This window comes from Enterobacter huaxiensis (assembly GCF_003594935.2).
GTDB lineage: Bacteria > Pseudomonadota > Gammaproteobacteria > Enterobacterales > Enterobacteriaceae > Enterobacter > Enterobacter huaxiensis.
The window spans coordinates 1,561,539-1,584,481 of the sequence record NZ_CP043342.1 but is presented as its reverse complement, the minus strand read 5'-3'; the positions used below and the strand labels follow the sequence as shown (position 1 = coordinate 1,584,481).

Annotated in this window: 20 protein-coding genes; 13 read left to right on the top strand and 7 right to left on the bottom strand. The window is 56.1% G+C overall.

The genetic code is table 11. The features are described 5' to 3' along the window. Nucleotides 1-107: 107 nt before the first annotated feature. A complete protein-coding gene (gene yieE, locus D5067_RS07590; protein ID WP_119937025.1) occupies nucleotides 108-974 on the bottom strand; it encodes a DNA-binding transcriptional regulator YeiE in 867 nt (288 codons plus the stop codon). A gap of 97 nt (nucleotides 975-1,071) precedes the next feature. On the opposite strand from yieE, the gene D5067_RS07585 reads away from it, so the two are divergent. Together D5067_RS07585 and nfo are read left to right on the top strand one after the other, a co-directional pair. After that, nucleotides 1,072-2,118, top strand: a complete 1,047-nt coding sequence (locus D5067_RS07585; protein ID WP_119937026.1) for a YeiH family protein — start codon at nucleotides 1,072-1,074, stop codon at nucleotides 2,116-2,118. 64 nt (nucleotides 2,119-2,182) lie between these two features. Next, entirely contained in the window at nucleotides 2,183-3,040 is an 858-nt protein-coding gene (nfo, locus tag D5067_RS07580; RefSeq protein WP_119937027.1) for a deoxyribonuclease IV, read from the top strand. Nucleotides 3,041-3,115: 75 nt separating this feature from the next. Here the strand turns inward: nfo and fruA are convergent, their stop codons facing one another. Genes fruA through fruB form a run of 3 tightly spaced genes read right to left on the bottom strand, consistent with a single transcriptional unit; the run spans nucleotide 3,116 to nucleotide 6,886 of the window. After that, entirely contained in the window at nucleotides 3,116-4,801 is a 1,686-nt protein-coding gene (gene fruA / locus D5067_RS07575; RefSeq protein WP_119937028.1) for a PTS fructose transporter subunit IIBC, read from the bottom strand. A 16-nt stretch (nucleotides 4,802-4,817) separates the two neighbouring features. Next, a complete protein-coding gene (gene fruK, locus D5067_RS07570) occupies nucleotides 4,818-5,756 on the bottom strand; it encodes a 1-phosphofructokinase (RefSeq protein ID WP_119937029.1) in 939 nt (312 codons plus the stop codon). Then, nucleotides 5,756-6,886: a fused PTS fructose transporter subunit IIA/HPr protein gene (gene fruB / locus D5067_RS07565; protein ID WP_119937154.1), complete on the bottom strand. Its 1,131-nt coding sequence runs from the start codon at nucleotides 6,884-6,886 to the stop codon at nucleotides 5,756-5,758. Before fruB ends, fruK begins: the two co-directional genes overlap by 1 nt. A 357-nt stretch (nucleotides 6,887-7,243) precedes the next feature. Between fruB and setB the strand changes: the two genes are divergently transcribed. Continuing rightward, nucleotides 7,244-8,425, top strand: coding sequence for a sugar efflux transporter SetB (setB, locus tag D5067_RS07560; protein WP_119937030.1), 1,182 nt, complete (start codon nucleotides 7,244-7,246; stop codon nucleotides 8,423-8,425). Here the strand turns inward: setB and D5067_RS07555 are convergent. Continuing rightward, nucleotides 8,422-8,676: a YkgJ family cysteine cluster protein gene (locus tag D5067_RS07555; RefSeq protein WP_119937031.1), complete on the bottom strand. Its 255-nt coding sequence runs from the start codon at nucleotides 8,674-8,676 to the stop codon at nucleotides 8,422-8,424. The two genes, setB and D5067_RS07555, sit on opposite strands and share 4 nt — an antisense overlap. Nucleotides 8,677-8,839: 163 nt before the next feature. On the opposite strand from D5067_RS07555, the gene yeiP reads away from it, so the two are divergent. Further along, nucleotides 8,840-9,412, top strand: coding sequence for an elongation factor P-like protein YeiP (gene yeiP, locus D5067_RS07550; protein ID WP_006176435.1), 573 nt, complete (start codon nucleotides 8,840-8,842; stop codon nucleotides 9,410-9,412). Nucleotides 9,413-9,532: 120 nt separating this feature from the next. On the opposite strand, the gene uxuA is transcribed toward yeiP, so the two are convergent. Beyond that, nucleotides 9,533-10,723: a mannonate dehydratase gene (uxuA, locus tag D5067_RS07545; protein ID WP_119937032.1), complete on the bottom strand. Its 1,191-nt coding sequence runs from the start codon at nucleotides 10,721-10,723 to the stop codon at nucleotides 9,533-9,535. 204 nt (nucleotides 10,724-10,927) lie between these two features. Here uxuA and D5067_RS07540 point away from each other — a divergent pair, with 204 nt between their 5' ends. The 9 genes from D5067_RS07540 (at nucleotide 10,928) to yejF (ending at nucleotide 22,515) form a co-directional block, all read left to right on the top strand. After that, nucleotides 10,928-12,394, top strand: coding sequence for a mannitol dehydrogenase family protein (locus D5067_RS07540; RefSeq protein WP_119937033.1), 1,467 nt, complete (start codon nucleotides 10,928-10,930; stop codon nucleotides 12,392-12,394). A gap of 128 nt (nucleotides 12,395-12,522) precedes the next feature. Next, a complete protein-coding gene (locus tag D5067_RS07535) occupies nucleotides 12,523-13,509 on the top strand; it encodes a CobW family GTP-binding protein (RefSeq protein ID WP_119937034.1) in 987 nt (328 codons plus the stop codon). Nucleotides 13,510-13,542: 33 nt separating this feature from the next. After that, nucleotides 13,543-14,256, top strand: a complete 714-nt coding sequence (locus D5067_RS07530) for a phosphatase PAP2 family protein (protein ID WP_119937035.1) — start codon at nucleotides 13,543-13,545, stop codon at nucleotides 14,254-14,256. Between the two features lie 416 nt (nucleotides 14,257-14,672). Continuing rightward, nucleotides 14,673-15,242: a bifunctional murein DD-endopeptidase/murein LD-carboxypeptidase gene (mepS, locus tag D5067_RS07525; RefSeq protein ID WP_119937036.1), complete on the top strand. Its 570-nt coding sequence runs from the start codon at nucleotides 14,673-14,675 to the stop codon at nucleotides 15,240-15,242. A 127-nt stretch (nucleotides 15,243-15,369) separates the two neighbouring features. Then, nucleotides 15,370-16,926: a cyclic di-3',5'-guanosine monophosphate phosphodiesterase PdeN gene (pdeN, locus tag D5067_RS07520; RefSeq protein ID WP_119937037.1), complete on the top strand. Its 1,557-nt coding sequence runs from the start codon at nucleotides 15,370-15,372 to the stop codon at nucleotides 16,924-16,926. Nucleotides 16,927-16,989: 63 nt separating this feature from the next. Then, complete coding sequence (locus D5067_RS07515) at nucleotides 16,990-18,795, top strand: extracellular solute-binding protein (RefSeq protein ID WP_119937038.1); 1,806 nt, start codon at nucleotides 16,990-16,992, stop codon at nucleotides 18,793-18,795. A gap of 9 nt (nucleotides 18,796-18,804) precedes the next feature. Further along, nucleotides 18,805-19,899 carry a microcin C ABC transporter permease YejB gene (locus tag D5067_RS07510; RefSeq protein WP_119937039.1) on the top strand — a complete coding sequence of 365 codons (1,095 nt, stop codon included), beginning with the start codon at nucleotides 18,805-18,807 and terminating at the stop codon, nucleotides 19,897-19,899. Further along, nucleotides 19,899-20,924, top strand: a complete 1,026-nt coding sequence (locus tag D5067_RS07505; protein WP_119937040.1) for an ABC transporter permease — start codon at nucleotides 19,899-19,901, stop codon at nucleotides 20,922-20,924. The genes D5067_RS07510 and D5067_RS07505 overlap by 1 nt, the downstream gene beginning before the upstream one ends. A 1-nt stretch (nucleotide 20,925) precedes the next feature. Further along, nucleotides 20,926-22,515, top strand: coding sequence for a microcin C ABC transporter ATP-binding protein YejF (yejF, locus tag D5067_RS07500; protein ID WP_119937041.1), 1,590 nt, complete (start codon nucleotides 20,926-20,928; stop codon nucleotides 22,513-22,515). Between the two features lie 3 nt (nucleotides 22,516-22,518). On the opposite strand, the gene D5067_RS07495 is transcribed toward yejF, so the two are convergent. Further along, nucleotides 22,519-22,863, bottom strand: a complete 345-nt coding sequence (locus D5067_RS07495) for a YejG family protein (protein WP_119937042.1) — start codon at nucleotides 22,861-22,863, stop codon at nucleotides 22,519-22,521. Nucleotides 22,864-22,943 lie beyond the last annotated feature (80 nt).

Below are 22,943 nucleotides of genomic sequence, written 5' to 3'. Positions count from 1 at the left end.
AATACCCAGTTATAAGAGAGCTTCATGACTCGGCCAGGATTATAAGTAAAGCAGAAATAGGGTCGTCCCCTCTCCCCTTTGGGGAGAGGGTCAGGGTGAGGGGAAGGTTACATCTCGCAATAGCGCAGAAAACGCTGCAGAGAACTGGAAAGATGCTTCTGCCGATGGTGAATGCACCACAGCGTGCGTATCAGCTTAGGCAGCGGAATCGGAATTTCGACCAATGACCCCGTCTCAAGCTGTTCGGCAATGACGCGCCGCGAAAGACAGCTGATCCCGAGACCGTGACGCACCGCGTGCTTGATGGCCTCTGAGTTTCCCAGCTCCATGCCCAGCTGGAACTGCGGCAGATGCGACAGCAGCAGGTAATCAACAATTTCACGGGTGCCGGAACCTTGCTCGCGCAGGATCCACTGCGCCTGAGCCAGCCGATCCAGCGTCACCTGCCCCTGTAATAAAGAAGAAGCCGGTGAGGCAAACACCACCAGCTCATCCTCAAGCCAGGGTTCAGCAATGATATCCACGTTGTGGCATGGCCCTTCAATCAGGCCGATATCCACGCGGAAATCGATCACCGCGTTAATAACGTCCTGGCTGTTGCCCACGCTCATCTCCAGCGGCAGGGTCGGGAAATCCCGGCGGTAGCGAGCGATGACCTCAGGCAGAATATAGTTGCCAATGGTGCTGCTGGCGTACACCCGGATCGCGCCGTTGTCTTCGCGGAACAGTTGTTCAATTTCAACGGCCTGTTCCAGCAGCGCCAGCGCACGGGGGTACAGAAGACGGCCATGTTCATTGACGACAAGACGCTTCCCTACCCTGTCGAAAAGCTGTACGCCCAGCTGACCTTCGAGATCGGTTAACGCGGCGCTGACCGCCGACTGAGAGAGAGACAGCATCTGCGAGGCCTGGGTTGTGGACCCGCTTTTCAGCACTTCGGCAAAGACTTCCAGCTGACGCAACGTAATGTGCATGGTTGTTTACCACTTATATAGATTAATTATAAATATATAATCAATTTTATTTTTAAGCCAGCACGCCGTAACCTTTAGCCAGACAAAGGAGAAGGTTATGTCAGAACTCACCTTACAACATCATCGTACAGTGTGGCACTTCGTGCCGGGTCTTGCGCTTAGCGCCGTGATTACCGGCGTGGCGTTATGGGGCGGCAGCATTCCGGCCGTCGCGGGCGCAGGTTTTAGTGCATTAACGCTGGCTATTCTGCTCGGCATGGTAGTGGGTAATACCGTTTATCCCCATATATGGAAATCCTGCGACGGCGGCGTGATCTTCGCCAAGCAGCATCTGCTGCGCCTGGGGATTATTCTTTACGGCTTTCGTCTCACCTTTTCGCAGATTGCGGATGTCGGGGTCAGCGGGATCGCCATCGACGTCCTGACGCTGACCAGCACCTTTTTACTGGCGTGCTTTATCGGCCAGAAGGTATTTGGTCTCGATAAGCACACCAGCTGGCTCATCGGCGCGGGGAGCAGCATCTGCGGTGCAGCAGCGGTGCTGGCAACAGAACCGGTGGTCAAAGCAGAAGCCAGCAAAGTGACCGTGGCGGTGGCGACGGTAGTGATCTTCGGTACGCTGGCCATTTTCCTCTACCCGGCTATGTATCCGCTGGTTGCTCACTGGTTTAGTCCGGAAACCTACGGCATTTATATCGGTTCGACCATGCATGAAGTCGCGCAGGTTGTCGCGGCGGGCCACGCCATCAACCCGGAAGCGGAAAACGCAGCGGTGATTGCCAAAATGCTGCGCGTCATGATGCTGGCCCCGTTCCTGATTTTCCTGGCCGCGCGTGTCAAACAGCTGGCGCCTGCTGGCGGCAATGAGAAGAGCAAAATCACCATTCCGTGGTTTGCGATCCTGTTTATCGTGGTGGCGATTTTCAACTCCTTCCACCTGCTGCCGAAAGCCGTTGTGGACATGCTGGTGACGCTGGATACCGTCCTGCTGGCGATGGCGATGGCAGCTCTGGGCGTGACCACTCACGTCAGCGCGCTGAAAAAAGCCGGTGCCAAACCGCTGCTGATGGCGCTGGTCTTGTTCATCTGGCTGATTGTGGGCGGCGGCGCGATCAACCTCGCGGTTCACAGCCTGATGGCATAAACCACTACATCCTTCTCCTGTTAACCCGCTATCATAAGCGTTTCGGGTTAACAGGAGTCCCTTTATGAAATATGTTGGAGCGCACGTTAGCGCTGCAGGTGGCCTTGCGAATGCCGCCGTTCGCGCCGCCGAAATCGAGGCGACCGCTTTCGCCCTGTTCACCAAAAACCAGCGCCAGTGGCGCGCCGCAGCGCTCACCGCTGAGGTGATTGATGACTTCAAAGCCGCCTGTGAGAAATACCGCTACGGGCCTGGCCAAATCCTTCCCCACGACAGCTACCTGATCAACCTCGGTCACCCGGTTGCAGAGGCGCTGGAAAAATCCCGCGACGCTTTCCTTGATGAAGTTCAGCGCTGTGAACAGCTGGGGCTGACGCTGCTGAACTTCCATCCCGGCAGCCATCTGATGCAGATTGACGAAGACGCCTGCCTGGCGCGCATTGCGGAGTCCATCAATATTACGCTGGATAAAACCAAAGGCGTCACCGCGGTGATTGAGAACACCGCCGGTCAGGGCAGCAACCTCGGCTTTAAGTTCGAACATCTGGCGGCGATTATTGACGGCGTGGAAGACAAATCTCGCGTGGGGGTGTGCATTGATACCTGTCACGCCTTTGCCGCCGGCTATGACCTGCGCACAACCGAGGCCACCAAAAATACCTTCGATGAGTTCGAGCGTATCGTAGGCTTTCAGTACCTGCGCGGCATGCACCTGAACGATGCGAAAAGCGCCTTCGGCAGCCGCGTGGACCGCCACCACAGCCTGGGTGAAGGCAATATTGGCCACGATGCGTTCCGCTTTATTATGCAGGACGCCCGTTTCGACGGTATTCCGATGGTGCTGGAAACCATCAACCCGGATATCTGGGCGGAAGAGATTGCCTGGCTGAAGGCACAGCAAACCGCTGAACAGGCGGCATAAAAAAAGCCGGGTGCATAATGCAACCCGGCTTTTTTTGTCGGTCGGGTAAGGCGAAGCCGCCACCCGATACCTTTATTACGCTGCTTTTGCCACGACTTCCGCTTCCGGACGCTTCAGCACCGCGTAAGACAAGCCTGCCACCAGCGTACCGGCAACGATCGCCAGCAGATAGCCCAGCACCGGCGTGATTGCGCCAGGGATCAGCAGGACAAACAGACCGCCGTGCGGCGCCATCAGCTTCGCGCCAACCGCCATCGAGATAGCACCGGTTACCGCGCCACCCACGATACAGCACGGCAGAACGCGCATTGGATCGCGCGCGGCGAACGGTATCGCACCTTCGGTGATGAAGCACAGACCCAGAACCAGCGCCGCTTTGCCGCCTTCCTGCTGCGCCTTATCAAACTTACGACGGGCAATAATGGTCGCCAGGCCCAGCGCCAGCGGTGGCACCATACCTGCTGCCATGATCGCCGCCATCGGCGCGTAGGTTTGGGTACTCAGCAGGCCAACGCCAAAGGCGTACGCCGCTTTGTTCACCGGACCGCCCATGTCGGTACACATCATGCCGCCGAGGATCGCCCCCAGCAGAACCGCGTTAGCGGTGCCCATGGTTTGCAGCCAGTGGGTCAGACCCGCCAGGATGCCCGCAACCGGCTTACCAATCAGGTAAATCATCGCCAGACCGACCACCAGGCTGGAGATCAGCGGGATGATCAGAATCGGTTTCAGCGCTTCCATACTCTGCGGCAGCTTCAGCTTCGAGCTAATCAACTTCGCGACGTAACCCGCCAGGAAACCGGCAATAATACCGCCGATAAAGCCGGAACCGGTGCTCACCGCCAGCATACCGCCGATAAGACCCGGCGTCAGGCCAGGACGGTCAGCGATAGAGAAGGCAATAAAGCCCGCCAGCACCGGCACCATCAGCGCGAACGCTGAACCACCGCCGATCTGCATCAGCGCAGCCGCCAGGGTGCCTTCTTCTTTAAACGCGGTAATACCGAACGCAAAGGAGAGCGCGATGCACAGACCGCCCGCCACCACCATCGGCAGCATGTAGGAAACGCCGGTCAGCAGGTGACGATACGCGCCCGCAGACTCTTTTTTCCCTTCGGTAGCTGTTTTCGCTGCACCGGTCGCCTGATACGGTTTGGCTTCAGCCAGCGCTTTATCAAACTCCTGAGCCGTCTTCTTCAGCGCCAGACCGGTAGAGGTGCGGTACATCGGCTTACCGGCAAACTTCGCCAGATCTACCTCGATGTCCGCCGCAACGATAACCAGATCGGCTTCCGCCACTTCTTCAGGCGTGATCGCATTGCCTGCGCCAACCGAGCCGCGCGTTTCAACTTTTACCCACCAGCCGCGTTTTTTCGCTTCGGTTTCAATGGCTTCAGCCGCCATAAAGGTATGGGCAACGCCGGTCGGGCAGGCGGTAATCGCCACAATGCGTTTTGGACCCGCAGCCGCAGCCGGGGCCGCCGCGACAGGGGCACTGTAGACCGTGGCGTGACCTTTCGCTTCGCTCAGGAACAGCTCGGGATGGGCTACCGCGCGATTAATATCGCCCAGCCACACCTTTTTGCCGTTCAGCGCGCTGTCCGCCGGAATGCTATCGCCCAGCACAATCGCCAGTTCGGCATCGCCCGGGTTATCGATAATGTCCAGATGTGCTTTGTTCGCCGCCGCTCCCAGCAGGGTCTTCGCCATATAGGCACGAGCCTGTCCGAGACCGGAGTCAATAATCAGCAGCGTTTTCATTATTCCTCTCCTGCTGTTAGTTAAAAGGTTTTAAGTCAACGCGCGCCATCATCGCGGCCAACTGGGTACGATCGGTAATGCCGACATTGCTCTGGCTCACGGCCAGGGCTGCAACGGCGGTGGCAAGACGTAAGGTATGCTCACTGGATTCGCGCATCAGCAGGCCGTAAATCAGGCCGCCAACCATCGAATCCCCGGCGCCTACGGTGCTAACAACTTCAACCGACGGCGGTTTGGCGATCCATTCGCCAGACGCGTTAACCCACAGCGCCCCTTCAGCCCCCAGGGAAATCACTACGTGAGCAATACCCTGCTCGCGAAGCGCATGGGCAGCTTCTATCACATCTTTTAATTCTGGCAGCTTACGGCCAGCCCAGATCTCCAGTTCGCGACGATTTGGCTTCACCAGCCACGGCGCGGCTTTGAGACCGGCAACCAGCGCATCACGGCTGCTGTCGAAAATAATGCACGGACACTGGCTGCGCAGGCGCGTCATCCAGTCGGTGAACGCTTCCGGGCTAACGCCGGACGGCAGGCTGCCGCTGACGCACACCATGTCGAACTGGCCCAGCCAGGTGAGGGAATCGTTAACAAAACGCTCCCAGTCAGACGGCGTCACTTCAAAGCCAGAGAAGTTGAGGTCGGTCACTTCGCCGTCTTTCTCCGTCAGCTTAACGTTGATACGGGTACGGCCCTGAACCACCTGGAAGCGGTTAGCAATCCCCAGCTCGCTGAACAGCTGCTGGAAACCGTCCTGGTTATCTTTACCGAGGAACCCGCCGACGGTGACGTCAATACCGAGATCCTTCAGCACCTTCGCGACGTTAATCCCTTTACCCGCAGCGTGCAGGCCGGTGGTACGTACGAGGTTCACTTCGCCGCGCTCGATTTCCGGGCAAAAGCCCACCAGATCATAGGCCGGGTTCAGCGTAATTGTGGCAACACGTCTGCTCATTATGCGCCCTCCCCCAGACCAGCAGCGATGGCGTCGCCAATCGCTTTCAGCGCCTGTTCAGCATCTGCACCCTGCGCGGTGAAACGCAGGCGGTGGCCTTTCTTCACGCCCAGCGCGACAACTTTCATCAGGCTGCGGCCGTTAGCCGGCTTGCCTGAGCCATCCAGGTTGGTCACGGTAATCTCACTTTCGAATTGTTTAATGGTGTTCACCAGCATGGTGCCAGGACGGGCGTGCAGGCCGTGTTCGTTACGCACAACGTACTCGGCGCTCAGCACGTCATCGGTCAGCGCATCGTCGCTGGTCAGCAGCGCCAGCACGGTGGCGGCATCGGCGTTCAGCAATTTTTCAGCTTTGTTGTTCAGCAGGAGATCGCTCAGACGCTTCAGTACCGCAACCGGCTGGTCGTCGTTCATTGCGACGGTGACCAGCATCGCAGCGCGATCGCCGTCAACGTCGAAGGCGTTTGCCGCACGGCTCACCGCAACAGCGCTGCGCAGGTTGCCCTCAGCGCTGTCGTTCAGCCAGATGCCCTGGCCAAGGTTCAGCGGCTTATCATTAATCACGCGCGTTACGAAGGTCGCGTCTGCCGCACCGGCCTCTTTCAGACGGCCCGCGTTCAGCGCCTGCAGCGTCACGAGATCCGAGGCAACGACGTCCAGCGTCAGCGTGTCATTATCCAGCTTCAGCGCCTCACTCTGTTTTTCACCCATCAGCAGGGCGCGCAGCTCTTCCGCCGTGGTGGCGGATTTCAGCTGTTCAGCCACGGAGTCATCGCTCAGCACGTGCGTCAGCTGGCGCAGCAAACCTAAGTGTTCGTCGCTGCTGGCCGCGATACCAATCGCCACGTAGGCCACCTGACCGTCACCCCAGAGTACGCCCTGCGGGAACTGGTAAACCTGGACGCCGGTTTTCAGCACCTGGTCGCGGGTGTCCGTCGTTCCGTGGGGAATGGCGATGCCGTTACCCAGGAAGGTTGAGGTCTGCTGCTCGCGGGCCAGCATGCCGTTGACGTAGCCGTCCGCCACGTTGCCTGCCTGCACGAGCGCGGCGGCAACCTGGCGAATAGCCTCTTCTTTATTCCCGGCCTGTGCGCCCGGGTGGATATCCTGAACAGATAACTGGAACATGGTTCTCCTCTCCTGCTGAAATTGAATCGTTTCAGCCTTAATGAGAAAAAATGCGCTAACCTGCTCCGTTAGTAAAAACAAGATAGCGCTGAAACGTTTCAAGAAGTCTTGCCCTTTCTGCAAAGCGTTGCAAGAAAAGTTACATTTCTTGTTTCAGAAGTTAGATGTTCAGCACATTTCTTCTTCGTCCTGCTGAACCCTGCTGACGTTCAGCAAATGAGTTTCAGCTAAGGTCAGCTGCTCTCTGAAAGTGAAATGCTATTTTGATTTTTCGTGGCGAAATTGACCGCACCCACTGTTTATTTAATGACTCACGTCGTACACTCCGCGTCTTTCAATATTCGCTGACTGTGAAACATGCATAACCCCCCCGCCGCCGCCTCACCAAAGCCCTTTGATTTAACGTCATCGGCGTTTTTGATTGTCGCTTTCCTGACCGGTATCGCCGGTGCGCTACAAACCCCCACGCTCAGCCTGTTTCTGACGAATGAAGTCCACGCTCGTCCGGCCATGGTAGGTTTCTTTTTTACCGGCAGCGCCATCATCGGCATTCTGGTCAGCCAGTTTCTGGCGGGCCGTTCAGACAGAAAAGGCGACCGTAAAAGCCTGATCGTCTTTTGCTGCCTGCTTGGCGTGTTTGCCTGCGTGCTGTTTGCCTGGAACCGTAACTACTTTGTTCTGCTGTTTATTGGCGTGTTCCTGAGCAGCTTTGGCTCCACGGCGAACCCGCAGATGTTCGCCCTCGCGCGTGAGCATGCCGACCGCACCGGACGTGAAGCGGTAATGTTCAGCTCTATTCTTCGTGCCCAGGTGTCGCTGGCGTGGGTCATCGGGCCGCCGCTGGCCTACGCGCTGGCAATGGGGTTTGGTTTTACGGTGATGTACCTGAGCGCGGCCGTCGCCTTCGTGGTGTGCGGAGCAATGGTGTGGTTCTTTTTGCCGTCGATGCGCAAAGAGCCGAAACTGGCGACGGGCACGCTGGAAGCGCCGCGTCGTAACCGCCGTGATGCGCTGCTGCTCTTTATTGTCTGTACGCTGATGTGGGGCACTAACAGCCTTTATATCATCAATATGCCGCTGTTTATTATTGACGAGCTGCACCTGCCGGAGAAGCTGGCGGGCATCATGATGGGCACCGCGGCGGGTCTGGAAATACCGACCATGCTGATTGCGGGCTATTACGCGAAGCGCTTTGGGAAACGTTTTCTGATGCGCATCGCGGCGGTCGCCGGGCTGCTGTTCTATGTCGGTATGCTGACGGTACATACGCCGGGGCTGCTGCTGGCCTTACAGCTGCTGAACGCTATCTATATCGGCATCCTGGCAGGGATTGGCATGCTTTACTTCCAGGATCTCATGCCGGGCCAGGCGGGCGCAGCCACCACCCTTTATACTAATACCACCCGCGTGGGCTGGATTATTGCAGGCTCTATGGCCGGTGTGGTTGCGGAGATTTGGAGCTATCACACGGTATTCTGGATTGCGCTGGCGATGTGCGTCCTGACAATAAGCTGCCTGACGCGGATCAAAGACGTCTAAGGCGCGGTGAGCGCTTCCAGCTCAAGAAGATACGTCATCGCCTGCCCTCGCGTGCTGCCGCACATGTCGGCAGCGGGCTGAAGCCCGGAGCACACCTTCGGGCGCAGCGGCGAACCAAAGATCATGCACAGATTGGTGTCAGAGAGCTGAACGCAGCGGGTGTTGGCAGGCTTGCCCTCCGGCATTCCTGGAATGGGGCTGGAAATGGACGGTGCAGTACAGCACGCGCCACAGTCTGGACGACAATCCATAAATGCTCTCTTCGATGGCAAACGCCCGCGCAGTCGGGCATCGCGCGCACAGTAACACCTTTTGCGTATTGATAGCAAAAGCCACGAATTCCGCTTGCCTGAAAGGCCGCGCGCGAGTAATTTGGCGCGATATTTTTTACCTTATGTAGACAGGATTAGAGCAATGCCAAGAGCGAACGAAATTAAGAAAGGTATGGTGCTGAATTACAACGGCAAACTGCTGATTGTGAAAGACATCGACATTCAGGCTCCGAGCGCCCGTGGTGCAGCAACGCTGTACAAAATGCGTTTCGCTGATGTGCGTACCGGCCTGAAAGTTGAAGAACGTTTTAAAGGTGACGATATCGTCGATACCGTGACCCTGACCCGCCGCTATGTCGACTTCTCTTACATCGACGGCAACGAATACGTGTTCATGGATAAAGAAGATTACACCCCGTACATCTTCACCAAAGACCAGATTGAAGAAGAGCTGCTGTTCATTCCTGAAGGCGGAATGCCAGATATGCAGGTTCTGACTTGGGACGGCGTGCTGCTGGCGCTGGAACTGCCGCAGACCGTCGATCTGGAAATCGTGGATACGGCGCCGGGCATCAAAGGTGCGTCTGCGAGTGCGCGCAACAAACCGGCTACCCTGACCACCGGTCTGGTTGTGCAGGTGCCTGAATACCTGTCTGCTGGCGAGAAAATCCGTATCCATATCGAAGAAAAACGCTATATGGGTCGCGCTGACTGATCGCAGTATTTGTCGGGTGGCGGCTTCGCCTTACCCGACCTACAAAAACACAAAAACCGGCTCTCAGGCCGGTTTTTTTATTGTAGGCCCGGTAAGCGCAGCGCCACCGGGCAGCAAACCTTACAGCAGTTCAGGATACTTCGTCATCTTCAGCGCCAGCTCAACGCCGCGCACTTCAGCCATCCCTTTCAGACGGCCAATCGCCGAATAGCCCGGGTTGGTTTTCTTGCGCAGATCGTCCAGCATCTGATGTCCGTGATCCGGACGGAATGGGATTGGACGCACGTCGCCCGCCTGCTTACGACGCACCTCTTCCGCCAGAATGGCATCCACCACCGCAACCATATTCACGTCGCCGCCCAGGTGCGCTGCTTCGTGGAAAGTTTTTGGGTTGTCTTCACGACAGGTCGCCCGCAGGTGCGTAAAGTGAATGCGATCGCCAAAGGTTTCAATCATCTGCACCAGATCATTATCCGCACGCACGCCGTATGAACCCGTACACATGGTAAAACCGTTATAGATGCTATCCACCGTCTCTTTCAGCCACTGCATATCTTCAATTGTAGAAACAATACGCGGCAGGCCGAGGATTGGACGCGGAGGATCGTCAGGATGCACGGCCAGCCGCACGCCCGCTTCTTCCGCAACCGGCACAATAGCGCGCAGGAAGTGCGCCATATTTTCGCGCAGCTGGTTCTTGTCGATATTGCCGTATTCCGCCAGACGCGCGCGGAACTGGTCCAGCGTGTAGCCCTCTTCTGCACCCGGCAGGCCCGCGATAATATTGCGCGTCAGCTTTTCTACGTCGGCTTCGCTTGCTGCATCAAACCATGCGAGCGCCTGCTGCTGCTCTTCTGCGGTGTAATCCGCTTCAGCGCCCGGACGCTTCAAAATGTGCAGTTCAAAGGCGGCAAAAGCAATTTGATCGAAACGCAGCGCTTTTGAACCATCCGCCATCTGGTACTCGAGATCGGTACGCGTCCAGTCCAGAATCGGCATGAAGTTATAGCAAACGGTATCAATACCGCAGGCCGCCAGGTTACGAATGCTCTGCTGGTAATTGGCAATCCAGGTCTGATATTCACCGGAATGGGTTTTGATCTCCTCGTGAACCGGAATACTCTCCACGACTGACCAGGTCAGGCCCTTTTCCGCCAGCACCGCCTGACGCTTCTGAATTTCCTCTACCGGCCACACCTGACCGTTAGGAATGTGATGCAGCGCCGTGACGACACCCGTTGCGCCAGCCTGACGCACATCATCAAGAGAAACCGGATCGTTCGGTCCGTACCAACGCCAGGTTTGTTCCATAGCCCCACCCTCTCAAGTTGTTATACCAAATATATGACTGCGATGACGACTACCATACATGCTTAATGAAAGGGGTCAATACGGCACCGCACATTGATTGATCAAACTCACAGAACGGCGATATTTACGGCTTACCAATTCAATTTGTTGTCATATAACTTTACACTGCCATTGTTAATTAATGGTTAATCAGGTGTATATTTCATGAAGACTCTTGCCTCCGCCACGCTTCCTGCCCACGTTCAGCAACCTTCCTACGATCGTACGCAGCTACGCTCGCGTATCGTTCACTTCGGGTTTGGTGCGTTTCATCGCGCACATCAGGCGTTGTTAACAAACCGGGTGCTGAATGCAAAAGGGGGCGACTGGGGGATTTGTGAGATCAGCCTCTTCAGCGGTGATGTGCTGATGAGCCAGCTGCGCGCGCAGGATCACCTGTTCACCGTTCTGGAGAAAGGAGCGGAAGGGAATCAGCCGATTATCGTTGGCGCGGTGAATGAATGCCTGAATGCAAAACTCGACTCGCTGGCGGCCATTATCGAGAAATTCTGCGAGCCGCAGGTGGCGATAGTTTCGCTTACCATTACCGAAAAAGGCTATTGCATCGACCCGGCCACGGGCAAACTGGATATGCAAAATGCCAGAATCATTCACGATCTCGAAAACCCCGCCGAACCACACTCCGCGCCGGGGATCCTGGTTGAGGCTCTCCACCGCCGCCGCGAGCGCGGACTGCCCGCTTTTACCGTCCTTTCCTGCGATAACATTCCTGACAACGGTCACGTGGTGAAAAACGCGGTGCTCGGCATGGCTCAGAAACGCTCGCCGGAGCTGGCAGCGTGGATTGATGAACAGGTGAGCTTTCCGGGGACGATGGTGGACAGGATTGTCCCGGCGGCGACAGACGCCTCACTGGCGGAAATTACGCAGGCGCTGGGCGTTGAAGATCCCTGCGCCATCAGCTGTGAACCCTTTATTCAGTGGGTAGTCGAAGATAACTTTGTCGCTGGACGCCCGGAATGGGAGGTCGCGGGCGTGCAGATGGTGCATGACGTCTTACCCTGGGAACAGATGAAGCTGCGGATGCTCAACGGCAGCCACTCCTTCCTGGCTTATCTCGGTTACCTGGCCGGCTACGCGCATATCAATGAATGCATGGAGGATGCGAGCTTCCGCGCTGCCGCTCGCCGGCTGATGCTGGACGAACAGGCTCCTACCCTGCGCATCACCGATGTGGATCTGACCGCCTATGCCGACAGCCTGATTGACCGTTTTGCCAACCCGGCGCTACAGCATCGCACCTGGCAAATAGCGATGGACGGCAGCCAGAAGCTGCCTCAGCGCATGCTGGAGGGGATCCGCGTACATCTGGAACGTGGCAGCGCGTGGCCGCTGCTGGCACTGGGCGTTGCGGGATGGATCCGCTACGTCAGCGGCACGGATGAGCGTGGCGACGCCATTGACGTTCGCGACCCGCTTAGCGATAAAATTCGCACGGCCGTAGAGGCCAGCAGCGACGCTGACCGCGTGAACGCCCTCGTCGCTCTGAGCGAAGTCTTTGGTGACGCGCTTGCGCAAAACGCCGTCTTTGTTGAAGCCGTTAATCAGGCATACCAGCGTATCGTCCGTCGCGGCGCGCGTCAGGCTGTTATAGAAACGTTAAATCTTTAGCGATTATTGCGGTTAAGGCGGACGGAAAACAACGCCGTCCCCCCTCCCCTTTTCATTACGCTCTTTTTTCGTCAGGATGATGGATAATTGTTATAGCATCACAATTATCTTTCGGAATCGGAGCGCACGTGACCAAAACCAACCTCATAACCGGTTTTCTCGGAAGTGGTAAAACCACGTCCATTCTGCATCTGCTGGCGAACAAAGATCCGGCTGAAAAATGGGCCGTTCTGGTCAATGAATTTGGTGAAGTCGGTATTGATGGCGCGCTGCTGGCAGACAGCGGTGCGATGATTAAGGAAATCCCTGGCGGCTGTATGTGCTGCGTGAATGGCTTGCCGATGCAGGTCGGGCTGAACACGCTGTTGCGCCAGGGGAAACCGGATCGCCTGTTGATTGAACCCACCGGCCTTGGCCACCCAAAGCAAATACTCGACTTACTAACCGCACCGGTATATGAACCCTGGATCGACCTGCGCGCCACGCTGTGTCTTATAGATCCGCGCCAGCTACTGGACGAGAAAGCCGCGGCTAATGAGAACTTCCGCGATCAGCTCGCCTCGGCGGATATCATCGTGGCGAATAAAACCGATCGCGCCACGCCTGAAAGCCAGGCCGCATTTGATGCCTGGTGGCAGCAGTTCGGCGGCGGGCGCCAGCGTATCCAGACCACGCAGGGCAACATTGACCCCGCCCTGCTCGATCATCCTCGCCTGAACACCGCCGCGCTGCCTTCCAGCGCGGAGCATTCGCACGGCCACAGCGTGAAGCAGGGGCTGGCCGCGTTGAGCCTTCCCGAACACCAGCGCTGGCGTCGTAATCTGAATGCGGGCCAGGGATACCAGGCCTGCGGATGGATTTTCGATGCCGATACGGTTTTCGACACCATTGGCATACTGGAGTGGGCAAGGCTGGCCCCGGTCGACCGCGTAAAAGGGATTATGCGCACCCAGGACGGGCTGGTGCGGATAAACCGTCAGGGAGAGGATTTCTTTATCGAAACCCAGAACGTTGCCCCCCCGGACAGCCGAATAGAGCTAATTAGTGCGGTTAACGCCGACTGGAACGCCCTCCAGTCAAGCTTGTTGAAGCTTCGTTTAAGTTCGGGCGGCTAACGTTGCCCCTGTTTTAACTGTATGTTGAATGATATGACGACACGAATCCCCCTGATATTGCTACTCAACGCGGCTGGCCTGGCGCTTTTTTTATCCTGGTATATGCCGGTTAACCACGGTTTCTGGTTCCCACTGGATGCCGGGCTTTTCCATTTCTTCAACCAGGCGCTGGCGAAAAGCCAGGCGTTTCTGTGGGTTGTTGCTATTACCAACAACCGCGCCTTCGACGGCTGTTCTCTGCTGGCGATGGGCTGCCTGATGCTCTCCTTCTGGCTGAAAGAGGACCAAACCGGGCGTCGTCGCATTGTGATTATCGGCCTGGTGATGCTGCTGGCTGCCGTGGTCATCAACCAGCTGGCGCAGCACCTGATGCCGGTTAAACGCGCCAGCCCGTCGCTCTATTTCCCGAATATTAACCGCGTGAGCGAGCTGCTGCATATTTCCACTAAAGACGCGTCGAAGGACAGTTTCCCTGGCGATCACGGAATGATGCTGCTGATTTTTTCAGCATTTATGCTGCGTTATTTCGGTAAAAAAGCCTTCGCAATTGCCCTGATTATTGTTGTCGTGTTTGCATTCCCACGCGTCATGATTGGCGCCCACTGGCTGACCGATATTGCTGTGGGTTCACTTTCTGCCGTGCTGATTGGCATTCCATGGTGCCTGATGACACCAATGAGCGATCGATTAATTGACCTTTTCGATCGTTATCTGCCCGGCAAAAAGCAACAAAACAGAAACAAATAACCAACCTAAATTAACACTATCCATCAGAGATCATTTTCGATCCCTGATGGATTTCTCTTCTTGCCGCCCCTTTTCTGTCATCATTTCGTCATGGTATTCATGTTGTAAATGAATGCGTTGCACGGTTTTTAACCCGTATTGACGCCATTTTGCCCATTTCCGGTTATTCACTTTCTGTATCACTTTTTCTTATAAAAAATCGGATTTTTTTGCTCGCAATGCCCCCTGCAATCGGTTAATCTCGAACTCGTTTTGCCCCACTGAGATAATTATTATCCTGGTAAATAAATTTGTGCGCTGCGCCACAAATCTGACCAGAAAGAATTGTCTCAATGTGAACAGATAATTAGTCTCGTCACGGTTGGCATTTTTATAACGATATTTATCGTTAAGGACTTCAAGGGAAAATAAACAAAATGGTCAAATCTCAACCGTTTTTGAGATATATCTTGCGGGGGATCCCGGCGATTGCAGTGGCGGTACTGCTTTCAGCATGTAGCACGACGAATACCGCAAAGAATATGCATCCTGAGACGCGTGTTGTGGGAATGGAAGATTCCTCGTCACTGCAAGCCTCTCAGGATGAATTTGAAAATATGGTACGTAATCTGGACGTGAAGTCCCGCATTATGGACCAGTATGCTGACTGGAAAGGCGTGCGCTATCGTCTTGGCGGCAGCACCAAAAAAGGTATCGATTGTTCCGGTTTCGTACAGCGTACTTTCCGTGAGCAATTTGGTTTAGACCTGCCACGTTCAACTTATGAACAGCAGGAGATGGGCAAATCCATTTCTCGCACCAAGCTGCGGACGGGCGACCTGGTCCTGTTTAAAGCCGGTTCTACAGGCCGACACGTTGGTATCTATATTGGTAACGACCAGTTTGTTCATGCTTCCACCAGCAGCGGTGTGACCATTTCCAGCATGAATGAGCCATACTGGAAGAAGCGTTACAACGAAGCACGCCGCGTACTGTCTCGCAGCTAATATGTTTGTCGTGTCGTGGGTTATCCCTTGGCTGACGATACGATAAAAAAAAGCACTGCTTCGGCGGTGTTTTTTTTTGCCCGTTACACTGAATACATTGAGCGGCAAATCAGGAAGCCCAACGTTTATGTTCACCCGCTACTTCTCCAGCAATCGCAAGATTCTGCTCATCAGCATTCTCTCAGGCCTTTTTTTCGCCCTGCTCCTCGGCTCGCTACAGTTTTTCTGGAGCTACCACAAGCGCGAGCTCAGGTTCGATACCCTGATAAAAGACGTTAACGTCTACATGCAGAGCTATTTTGACGAGCTGAAAACCTCTATCGATGTGCTGCAGCCGCTAACGCTGAGCAGTTGCCATGACGTCAACGCCGAACTGACCTCCCGCGCGGCGTTTAGCCTTAACGTGCGCGCGTTCCTGCTGGTCAGAGATAAAATGGCCTTTTGCTCATCTGCCACCGGCCCGATGAATGTGTCGATGGAAGCGCTTATCCCCGAGCTTCACATCGGCAAACAGATTGACATGGCGCTGCTGCCCGGTACGCCGATGCTGCCCAATAAACCGGCCATTGCCATCTGGTACCGTAACCCCCTTGTGAAGGACGGTGGCGTGTTTACCTCGGTAAATCTCAATCTGACGCCGTACCTGCTCTATACCGCGCGCCAGGACGAGTTTGCCGGCATTGCCATCATTATTGGCGGCCATGCGTTAACGACAATGTCGAGCAGCCTGGTCAACGCGAACGACCTGCAAGAAGTCCCTGCCCGTACCGCCACGTTAAAAGACGTCCCGCTGACCATTAATCTTTACGCCGATGCCTGGACAAGCGATGAAATACTTTACGCCCTCTTCTTCGGGCTGGTATGCGGTATTGCCGCCGGATCGTTCAATTACTATATTCTCAGCATACGGCTCAACCCCGGAAAAGAAATATTAAGCGCCATTAAGCGCGGTCAGTTTTATGTGGTGTATCAGCCCGTCGTCGATGCCACATCGCTGAGGATGACCGGGCTTGAAGTGCTGATGCGCTGGAAACATCCTACGATGGGTGAGATCCCCCCTGATGCCTTTATCAATTTTGCCGAAGCGCAAAAGCTGATTGTTCCGCTAACGCTGCATCTCTTCGACCTGATCGTTGAGGATGCGCCGGTTCTGGAGGGCCTGCTACCGCCTGGCGCCAAGGTGGGCATTAATATTGCGCCGGGGCATTTGCATGCGGACAGTTTTAAAGATGATATGCAGACCTTTAAGTCCCTGCTGCCGCGGGATCATTTCCAGATAGTGCTGGAAATCACCGAGCGCGACATGCTTAATCATCGGGAAGCCAACAGCCTGTTCGAATGGCTGCACGACGAGGGTTTTGAAATCGCGATTGATGATTTTGGCACCGGCCATAGCGCATTGATTTACCTTGAGCGCTTTACCATGGATTACCTTAAAATCGACCGGGGTTTCGTCAACGCGATTGGCACAGAAACCGTCACCTCGCCGGTGCTGGATGCCGTGCTGACCCTGGCAAGACGGCTTAACATGCTGACCGTGGCTGAAGGGGTGGAAACGCCTGAACAGGCCGCCTGGCTGCGCGAACACGGGGTAAATTATCTGCAGGGTTACTGGATAAGCCGCCCCATGCCGCTGGAACAGTTCAAAAAATGGCAGCCTGATATGCCGTCTGCCCTTGAATAATTTCACATTAGCGGTGGTGTCACTTATTATCAGCCTAACTGAGGACAAGGGAACCGCCGCGAAATGTTTATGCGCTTCTTGCTGATGCTGTTGGTATGTGTGAGCCTGTCCAGCCAGGCGCAGGCCATTAAAGAGAACACCGCGTTCGCCGTGATTGGCGAACCGAAGTACGCGGTTAACTTTACCCACTTCGATTACGTCAACCCGGCGGCCCCTAAAGGCGGTAACGTCACGCTCTCTGCCACCGGTACCTTTGATAACTTCAACCGTTTCGCCCTGAGGGGCGTGGCGGCGGCGCGAACGGAATCCCTTTACGATACGCTCTTTGTGACCTCAGACGACGAGCCCGGCAGCTACTATCCACTGGTCGCCGATAACGTACGTTACGCAGATAACTTTGCCTGGGCCGAGATATCGATCAATCCGCAGGCGCGTTTTCATGACGGTACGCCGGTGAAAGCCAGCGACATTGCGTTCACGTTTCATAAGTTTATGACCGAAGGCGTACCGCAGTTCCGTCTGGTCTACAAAGGCACGACCGTTAAGGCTATCGCCCCGTTAACCGTACGTATCGAACAGAGCGAGCCGAATAAAGAGAATATGCTGAGCCTGTTCTCCCTGCCCGTGATGCCGGAATCGTTCTGGAAAAATCACAGGCTGAGCGATCCCCTCTCCACGCCGCCGCTGGCGGGCGGCCCCTATCGCATAACCGACTGGCGCATGGGGCAGTACGTTATCTACTCCCGGGTGAAAGATTATTGGGCCGCCAGTCTTCCGGTAAACCGGGGGCGCTGGAATTTTGACACCCTTCGCTATGATTACTACCTCGACGACAACGTAGCGTTTGAGGCGTTTAAAGCGGGCGCGTTTGATTTGCGCGTTGAAAGCAGCGCCAAAAACTGGGCAACACGCTATATCGGCAAAAACTTCACCAACGGTTATATCGTTAAAGACGAACACAAAAATGAGTCCGCGCAGGACACGCGCTGGCTGGCGTTTAATATTCAGCGTCCGGTATTTTCAGACCGTCGCGTGCGGGAAGCTATTACCCTGGCATTTGATTTTGAATGGATGAACAAGGCGCTGTTTTACGGCGCCTACAGCCGTGCCAACAGCTATTTCCAGAACACCGAATATTCCGCACGTAATTATCCCAACGCCGACGAGCTGGTGCTGCTGGCCCCGATGAAAGCAGACCTTCCGCCGGAGGTCTTTACGCAGGTGTTCGAGCCGCCAAAATCCGACGGTAACGGGTTCGACCGCGTTAATCTGCTGAAAGCCGGTAAACTGCTGGATGACGCCGGTTGGGTGCTGAAAAACCAAAAGCGGGTGAATACGCAAACGGGTAAGCCGCTGAGCTTTGAGCTTCTTCTTGCCTCTGGAGCAAACGATCAGTGGGTGCTGCCGTTTAAGCAGAACCTCGCCCGTCTGGGGATCGCCGTGAATATCCGCCAGGTGGATATTGCTCAGCTCACCAACCGCAAGCGCAGCCGGGATTACGACATGATGCAGAGCCTGTGGGCCGCGCAGCCGTGGCCAAGCTCCGACCTGCAAATCTCATGGGCATCCAGCTACATCGACTCCTCTTACAATGCTCCGGGCGTTAAGAGCCCGATAATCGATGCGCTGATTGCGAAAATCGTCGCCGCCCAGGGCGATAAGGCAAAGCTTCTGCCGCTTGGCCGCGCGCTCGACCGGGTGTTAACCTGGAACTATTACATGCTGCCGATGTGGTACATGGGCGAAGATCGCCTTGCCCGCTGGGATAAATTTTCCCAACCCGACGTGCGTCCCGTTTACACGCTGGGCTTTGATACCTGGTGGTATGACGTAAATAAAGCCTCCAGACTGCCCGCCGAGCGGCGTTAAGGAATCACGATGGGTGCTTACCTGCTTCGCCGTTTGCTGCTGATTATCCCAACGCTGTGGGCCATCATCACCATTAACTTTTTTATCGTCCAGATTGCCCCTGGCGGTCCGGTCGATCAGGCTATCGCTGCCGTTGAGTTTGGCCACAGCGGAGGAATGCCGGGCGGTGGCGCTGAAGGAATGGGGGCCAGCCATGCCAGAACCGGTGTCGGTAATATTAGCGAAAGCCACTATCGCGGCGGGCGCGGGTTGGATCCGGAGGTGATCGCCGAGATCACCCACCGCTACGGCTTTGATAAACCGCTCCACGAGCGTTATTTGAACATGCTCTGGAATTACGTCCGGTTTGATTTTGGCGACAGCCTGTTTCGCAGCGCGTCCGTTCTGACGTTAATTAAGCAAAGCCTGCCGGTTTCCGTGACGCTCGGGCTGTGGGGAACGCTGATAATTTATCTGGTTTCCATTCCGCTTGGGATCCGCAAAGCGGTCCACAACGGCAGCCGTTTTGATATCTGGAGCAGCACGCTCATCATCATCGGGTACGCCATTCCGGCATTTCTGTTCGCGGTTCTGCTGATCGTATTTTTTGCCGGAGGGAGTTATTTCGATATCTTCCCGCTGCGGGGGTTAGTGTCAGCGGATTTCAGCACCCTGCCGTGGTACAAAAAAATCACCGACTATTTCTGGCATATCACGCTGCCGGTTCTCGCGACCGTGATCGGGGGATTTGCCGCCCTGACCATGCTGACCAAAAATGCGTTCCTCGATGAAATCCGCAAGCAGTACGTTGTTACCGCGCGGGCAAAAGGCGTGGGCGAAAAGCAGATCATGTGGAAGCACGTTTTCCGCAACGCGATGCTGCTGGTCATCGCCGGATTTCCCGCCACGTTCATCAGCATGTTTTTTACCGGCTCGCTGCTGATCGAGGTGATGTTCTCGCTGAACGGTCTGGGGCTGCTGGGCTATGAAGCGACCGTCTCGCGCGATTATCCGGTGATGTTTGGCACGCTTTACATATTCACTCTGATCGGCCTGCTGCTGAATATTATCAGCGATATCAGCTATACGCTGGTCGATCCCCGTATTGATTTCGAGGGCCGATGATGCCGCATTTAAGCCCCGTCAATCAGGCCCGCTGGGCCCGATTTCGCCATAATCGTCGCGGCTACTGGTCGCTGTGGATTTTTGCCGTGCTGTTCGTCCTCAGCATGTGCGCTGAGCTAATTGCTAACGATAAGCCGCTGCTGGTGCACCTTAACGACCGCTGGTATGTTCCGGTTCTCACCACCTACAGTGAGAGCGACTTTGGCGGCCCGTTTGCGACGCCAGCGGTTTATCAGGATCCGTGGCTTCGCGAGCAAATCGACAGGCACGGCTGGGCGCTCTGGGCACCGATTCGGTTTGGCGCCAACAGCATTAACTTTGCCACCACGGCCCCCTTCCCTTCACCGCCTTCCAGTCAAAACTGGCTGGGAACGGATGCCAACGGCGGCGACGTGCTGGCGCGTATTCTTTACGGCACCCGCATTTCTCTCCTGTTCGGGCTGATGCTGACGCTCTTTTCCAGCGTGATGGGCGTAGTGGCAGGGGCCGTTCAGGGCTATTACGGCGGAAAAATCGACCTCTGGGGGCAGCGCGTGATTGAGGTGTGGTCCGGAATGCCGACGCTTTTCCTGATTATCCTGCTCTCCAGCGTAGTGCAGCCCGGCTTCTGGTGGCTGCTGGGGATCACCGTCCTGTTCGGCTGGATGGCGCTGGTTGGCGTTGTCCGCGCGGAGTTCCTGCGCACGCGCAATTTCGATTACATCCGGGCTGCACAGGCGCTGGGGGTGAGCGACAGCGGGATCATCTTCCGTCACATGCTGCCCAATGCCGTGGTGGCGACGCTGACGTTCCTGCCGTTTATTTTATGCAGCTCAATAACCACGCTGACCTCGCTCGATTTTCTGGGCTTCGGGCTACCGCTCGGCTCCCCGTCTCTCGGTGAGCTACTGCTGCAGGGCAAGAACAACCTGCAGGCGCCGTGGCTCGGCATTACCGCCTTCCTTTCCGTGGCAGTCCTGCTTTCGCTGCTGATCTTTATTGGCGAAGCCGTGCGCGATGCCTTCGATCCCGACAAGGCGGTATAAGATGACGCAGCCTCTTCTGAGTATTGAAAATCTGTCGATTGCGTTTACGAAGCAGGGTGAGACCCGCACGGTCGTGAATGATTTGTCGCTGCAGATCCAGCGCGGCGAAACGCTGGCGCTGGTGGGCGAATCGGGTTCCGGCAAGAGCGTTTCCGCCCTCTCCGTGCTTCGTCTGCTCCCCTCCCCGCCGGTAAGCTATCCGCAGGGCGATATTCTGTTCCACGGCAGTTCGCTGCTGCACGCCGACGAACAGACGCTGCGCGGGATCCGCGGGAATAAAATTGCGATGATCTTCCAGGAACCGATGGTTTCGCTCAATCCGCTGCACACGCTGGAAAAGCAGCTCTATGAGGTGCTTTCGCTTCATCGGGGAATGCGCAAAGAGGCGGCGCGCGGCGAGATCCTCGACTGTCTTGACCGCACGGGCATACGAAATGCAGCCAAACGGCTGACGGATTTTCCGCACCAGCTGTCCGGCGGGGAGCGCCAGCGCGTGATGATCGCGATGGCCCTTCTGACGCGCCCTGAACTGTTGATTGCCGACGAACCCACCACGGCGCTGGACGTGACGGTGCAGGCGCAAATTCTTCAGCTCCTGCGTGAGCTACGCGCTGAGCTCAATATGAGCCTCCTGTTTATCACGCATAACCTGAGTATTGTGAGAAAGCTGGCAGACAGCGTGGCGGTAATGCAAAACGGACGGTGCGTGGAGCAGAATGCGGCAACGACTCTCCTGAGCGCCCCGCAGCACCCCTACACGCAGCGTCTGCTCGATAGCGAACCGTCCGGAGACCCCGTTCCGCTGGTGGAGAACAGCGCGCCGCTGCTGTGCGTTAACGATCTGTCCGTCTCGTTTCCGATCCGCAAAGGCATCCTGCGCCGCATCGTTGACCAGAACCCGGTGCTGAAAAATATCCGTTTTTACCTGCGCCCTGGAGAGTCACTCGGGCTGGTTGGCGAGTCGGGCTCGGGTAAAAGCACCACCGGGCTGGCGCTGCTGCGCCTGATTGCCTCACAGGGCGAAATTCTCTTTGACGGGATGCCGCTGCACACCCGGAACCGTCGTCAGATGCTGCCCGTCCGTCCGCGTATGCAGGTGGTGTTTCAGGATCCGAACTCCTCGCTTAACCCGCGCCTGAGCGTATTGCAGATTGTCGAAGAGGGTTTACGCGTGCACCGTCCTGAACTGACGACGCAGCAGCGAGAAGAAGAGGTCATGCGGGTAATGGTCGAGGTGGGTTTAGATCCCGACGCGCGTCATCGCTATCCTGCCGAATTCTCGGGCGGGCAGCGCCAGCGTATCGCCATTGCCCGCGCGCTGATCCTTAAGCCTGAGTTGATTATCCTGGATGAACCGACATCGTCGCTGGACAGAACCGTGCAGTCGCAGATTCTGGCATTGCTCAAGGGATTACAGGAAAAGCACAGGCTGGCCTATATCTTCATCAGCCACGATCTACAGGTGGTGCGGGCGTTATGCCATCAGGTGATTGTGTTACGGCAGGGAGAAGTGGTGGAGCAGGGAGAGTGCCAGCGCGTATTCGCTGCGCCAACGCAGAGCTACACGCGCCAGCTTTTATCGGCGGACTAGCACTCAGAAAGGATATTGGCCGGAAAACGGCTCGGCAATCGCCACGCCAAAGTTTTTCAGACGGCAGGTGGCGGCAAATTCATCCTGGCTGTTCACAAACAGGCACGGCTCGCCTTCGCACTCGACCACCGAGCTATCCACTTCGATATCCGTCAGCGCCTGGCTAAGACGCTCCATCACCGGCCATGCACTTTCGTCGCTCGGGCTCAGCAGTTTGAGCGCAACCAGACAGTTTTCGCACCCTGGCGTACTTTGCGGAATCGGTTCAACTTTCGAACCTGCAAAACCCGCCGACCAGCGATAGCTCTGGGGCAAGCGATGGACAATGGAGAGTTGTAATGTATTCACGTTAGTTCCCCGGAAGCAAAATTTACTTCACAATTTATTTACATTTATAGTAACACATCATCGCGAGCCTGCACTCTTTA

What these genes read in the sequence shown, in the direction of transcription:
- yieE (WP_119937025.1), bottom strand. Translation starts at nt 974, where the DNA reads ATGCACATTACGTTGCGTCAGCTGGAAGTCTTTGCCGAAGTGCTGAAA.
- D5067_RS07585 (WP_119937026.1), top strand. Translation starts at nt 1,072, where the DNA reads ATGTCAGAACTCACCTTACAACATCATCGTACAGTGTGGCACTTCGTG.
- nfo (WP_119937027.1), top strand. Translation starts at nt 2,183, where the DNA reads ATGAAATATGTTGGAGCGCACGTTAGCGCTGCAGGTGGCCTTGCGAAT.
- fruA (WP_119937028.1), bottom strand. Translation starts at nt 4,801, where the DNA reads ATGAAAACGCTGCTGATTATTGACTCCGGTCTCGGACAGGCTCGTGCC.
- fruK (WP_119937029.1), bottom strand. Translation starts at nt 5,756, where the DNA reads ATGAGCAGACGTGTTGCCACAATTACGCTGAACCCGGCCTATGATCTG.
- fruB (WP_119937154.1), bottom strand. Translation starts at nt 6,886, where the DNA reads ATGTTCCAGTTATCTGTTCAGGATATCCACCCGGGCGCACAGGCCGGG.
- setB (WP_119937030.1), top strand. Translation starts at nt 7,244, where the DNA reads ATGCATAACCCCCCCGCCGCCGCCTCACCAAAGCCCTTTGATTTAACG.
- D5067_RS07555 (WP_119937031.1), bottom strand. Translation starts at nt 8,676, where the DNA reads ATGGATTGTCGTCCAGACTGTGGCGCGTGCTGTACTGCACCGTCCATT.
- yeiP (WP_006176435.1), top strand. Translation starts at nt 8,840, where the DNA reads ATGCCAAGAGCGAACGAAATTAAGAAAGGTATGGTGCTGAATTACAAC.
- uxuA (WP_119937032.1), bottom strand. Translation starts at nt 10,723, where the DNA reads ATGGAACAAACCTGGCGTTGGTACGGACCGAACGATCCGGTTTCTCTT.
- D5067_RS07540 (WP_119937033.1), top strand. Translation starts at nt 10,928, where the DNA reads ATGAAGACTCTTGCCTCCGCCACGCTTCCTGCCCACGTTCAGCAACCT.
- D5067_RS07530 (WP_119937035.1), top strand. Translation starts at nt 13,543, where the DNA reads ATGACGACACGAATCCCCCTGATATTGCTACTCAACGCGGCTGGCCTG.
- mepS (WP_119937036.1), top strand. Translation starts at nt 14,673, where the DNA reads ATGGTCAAATCTCAACCGTTTTTGAGATATATCTTGCGGGGGATCCCG.
- pdeN (WP_119937037.1), top strand. Translation starts at nt 15,370, where the DNA reads ATGTTCACCCGCTACTTCTCCAGCAATCGCAAGATTCTGCTCATCAGC.
- D5067_RS07515 (WP_119937038.1), top strand. Translation starts at nt 16,990, where the DNA reads ATGTTTATGCGCTTCTTGCTGATGCTGTTGGTATGTGTGAGCCTGTCC.
- D5067_RS07510 (WP_119937039.1), top strand. Translation starts at nt 18,805, where the DNA reads ATGGGTGCTTACCTGCTTCGCCGTTTGCTGCTGATTATCCCAACGCTG.
- D5067_RS07505 (WP_119937040.1), top strand. Translation starts at nt 19,899, where the DNA reads ATGCCGCATTTAAGCCCCGTCAATCAGGCCCGCTGGGCCCGATTTCGC.
- yejF (WP_119937041.1), top strand. Translation starts at nt 20,926, where the DNA reads ATGACGCAGCCTCTTCTGAGTATTGAAAATCTGTCGATTGCGTTTACG.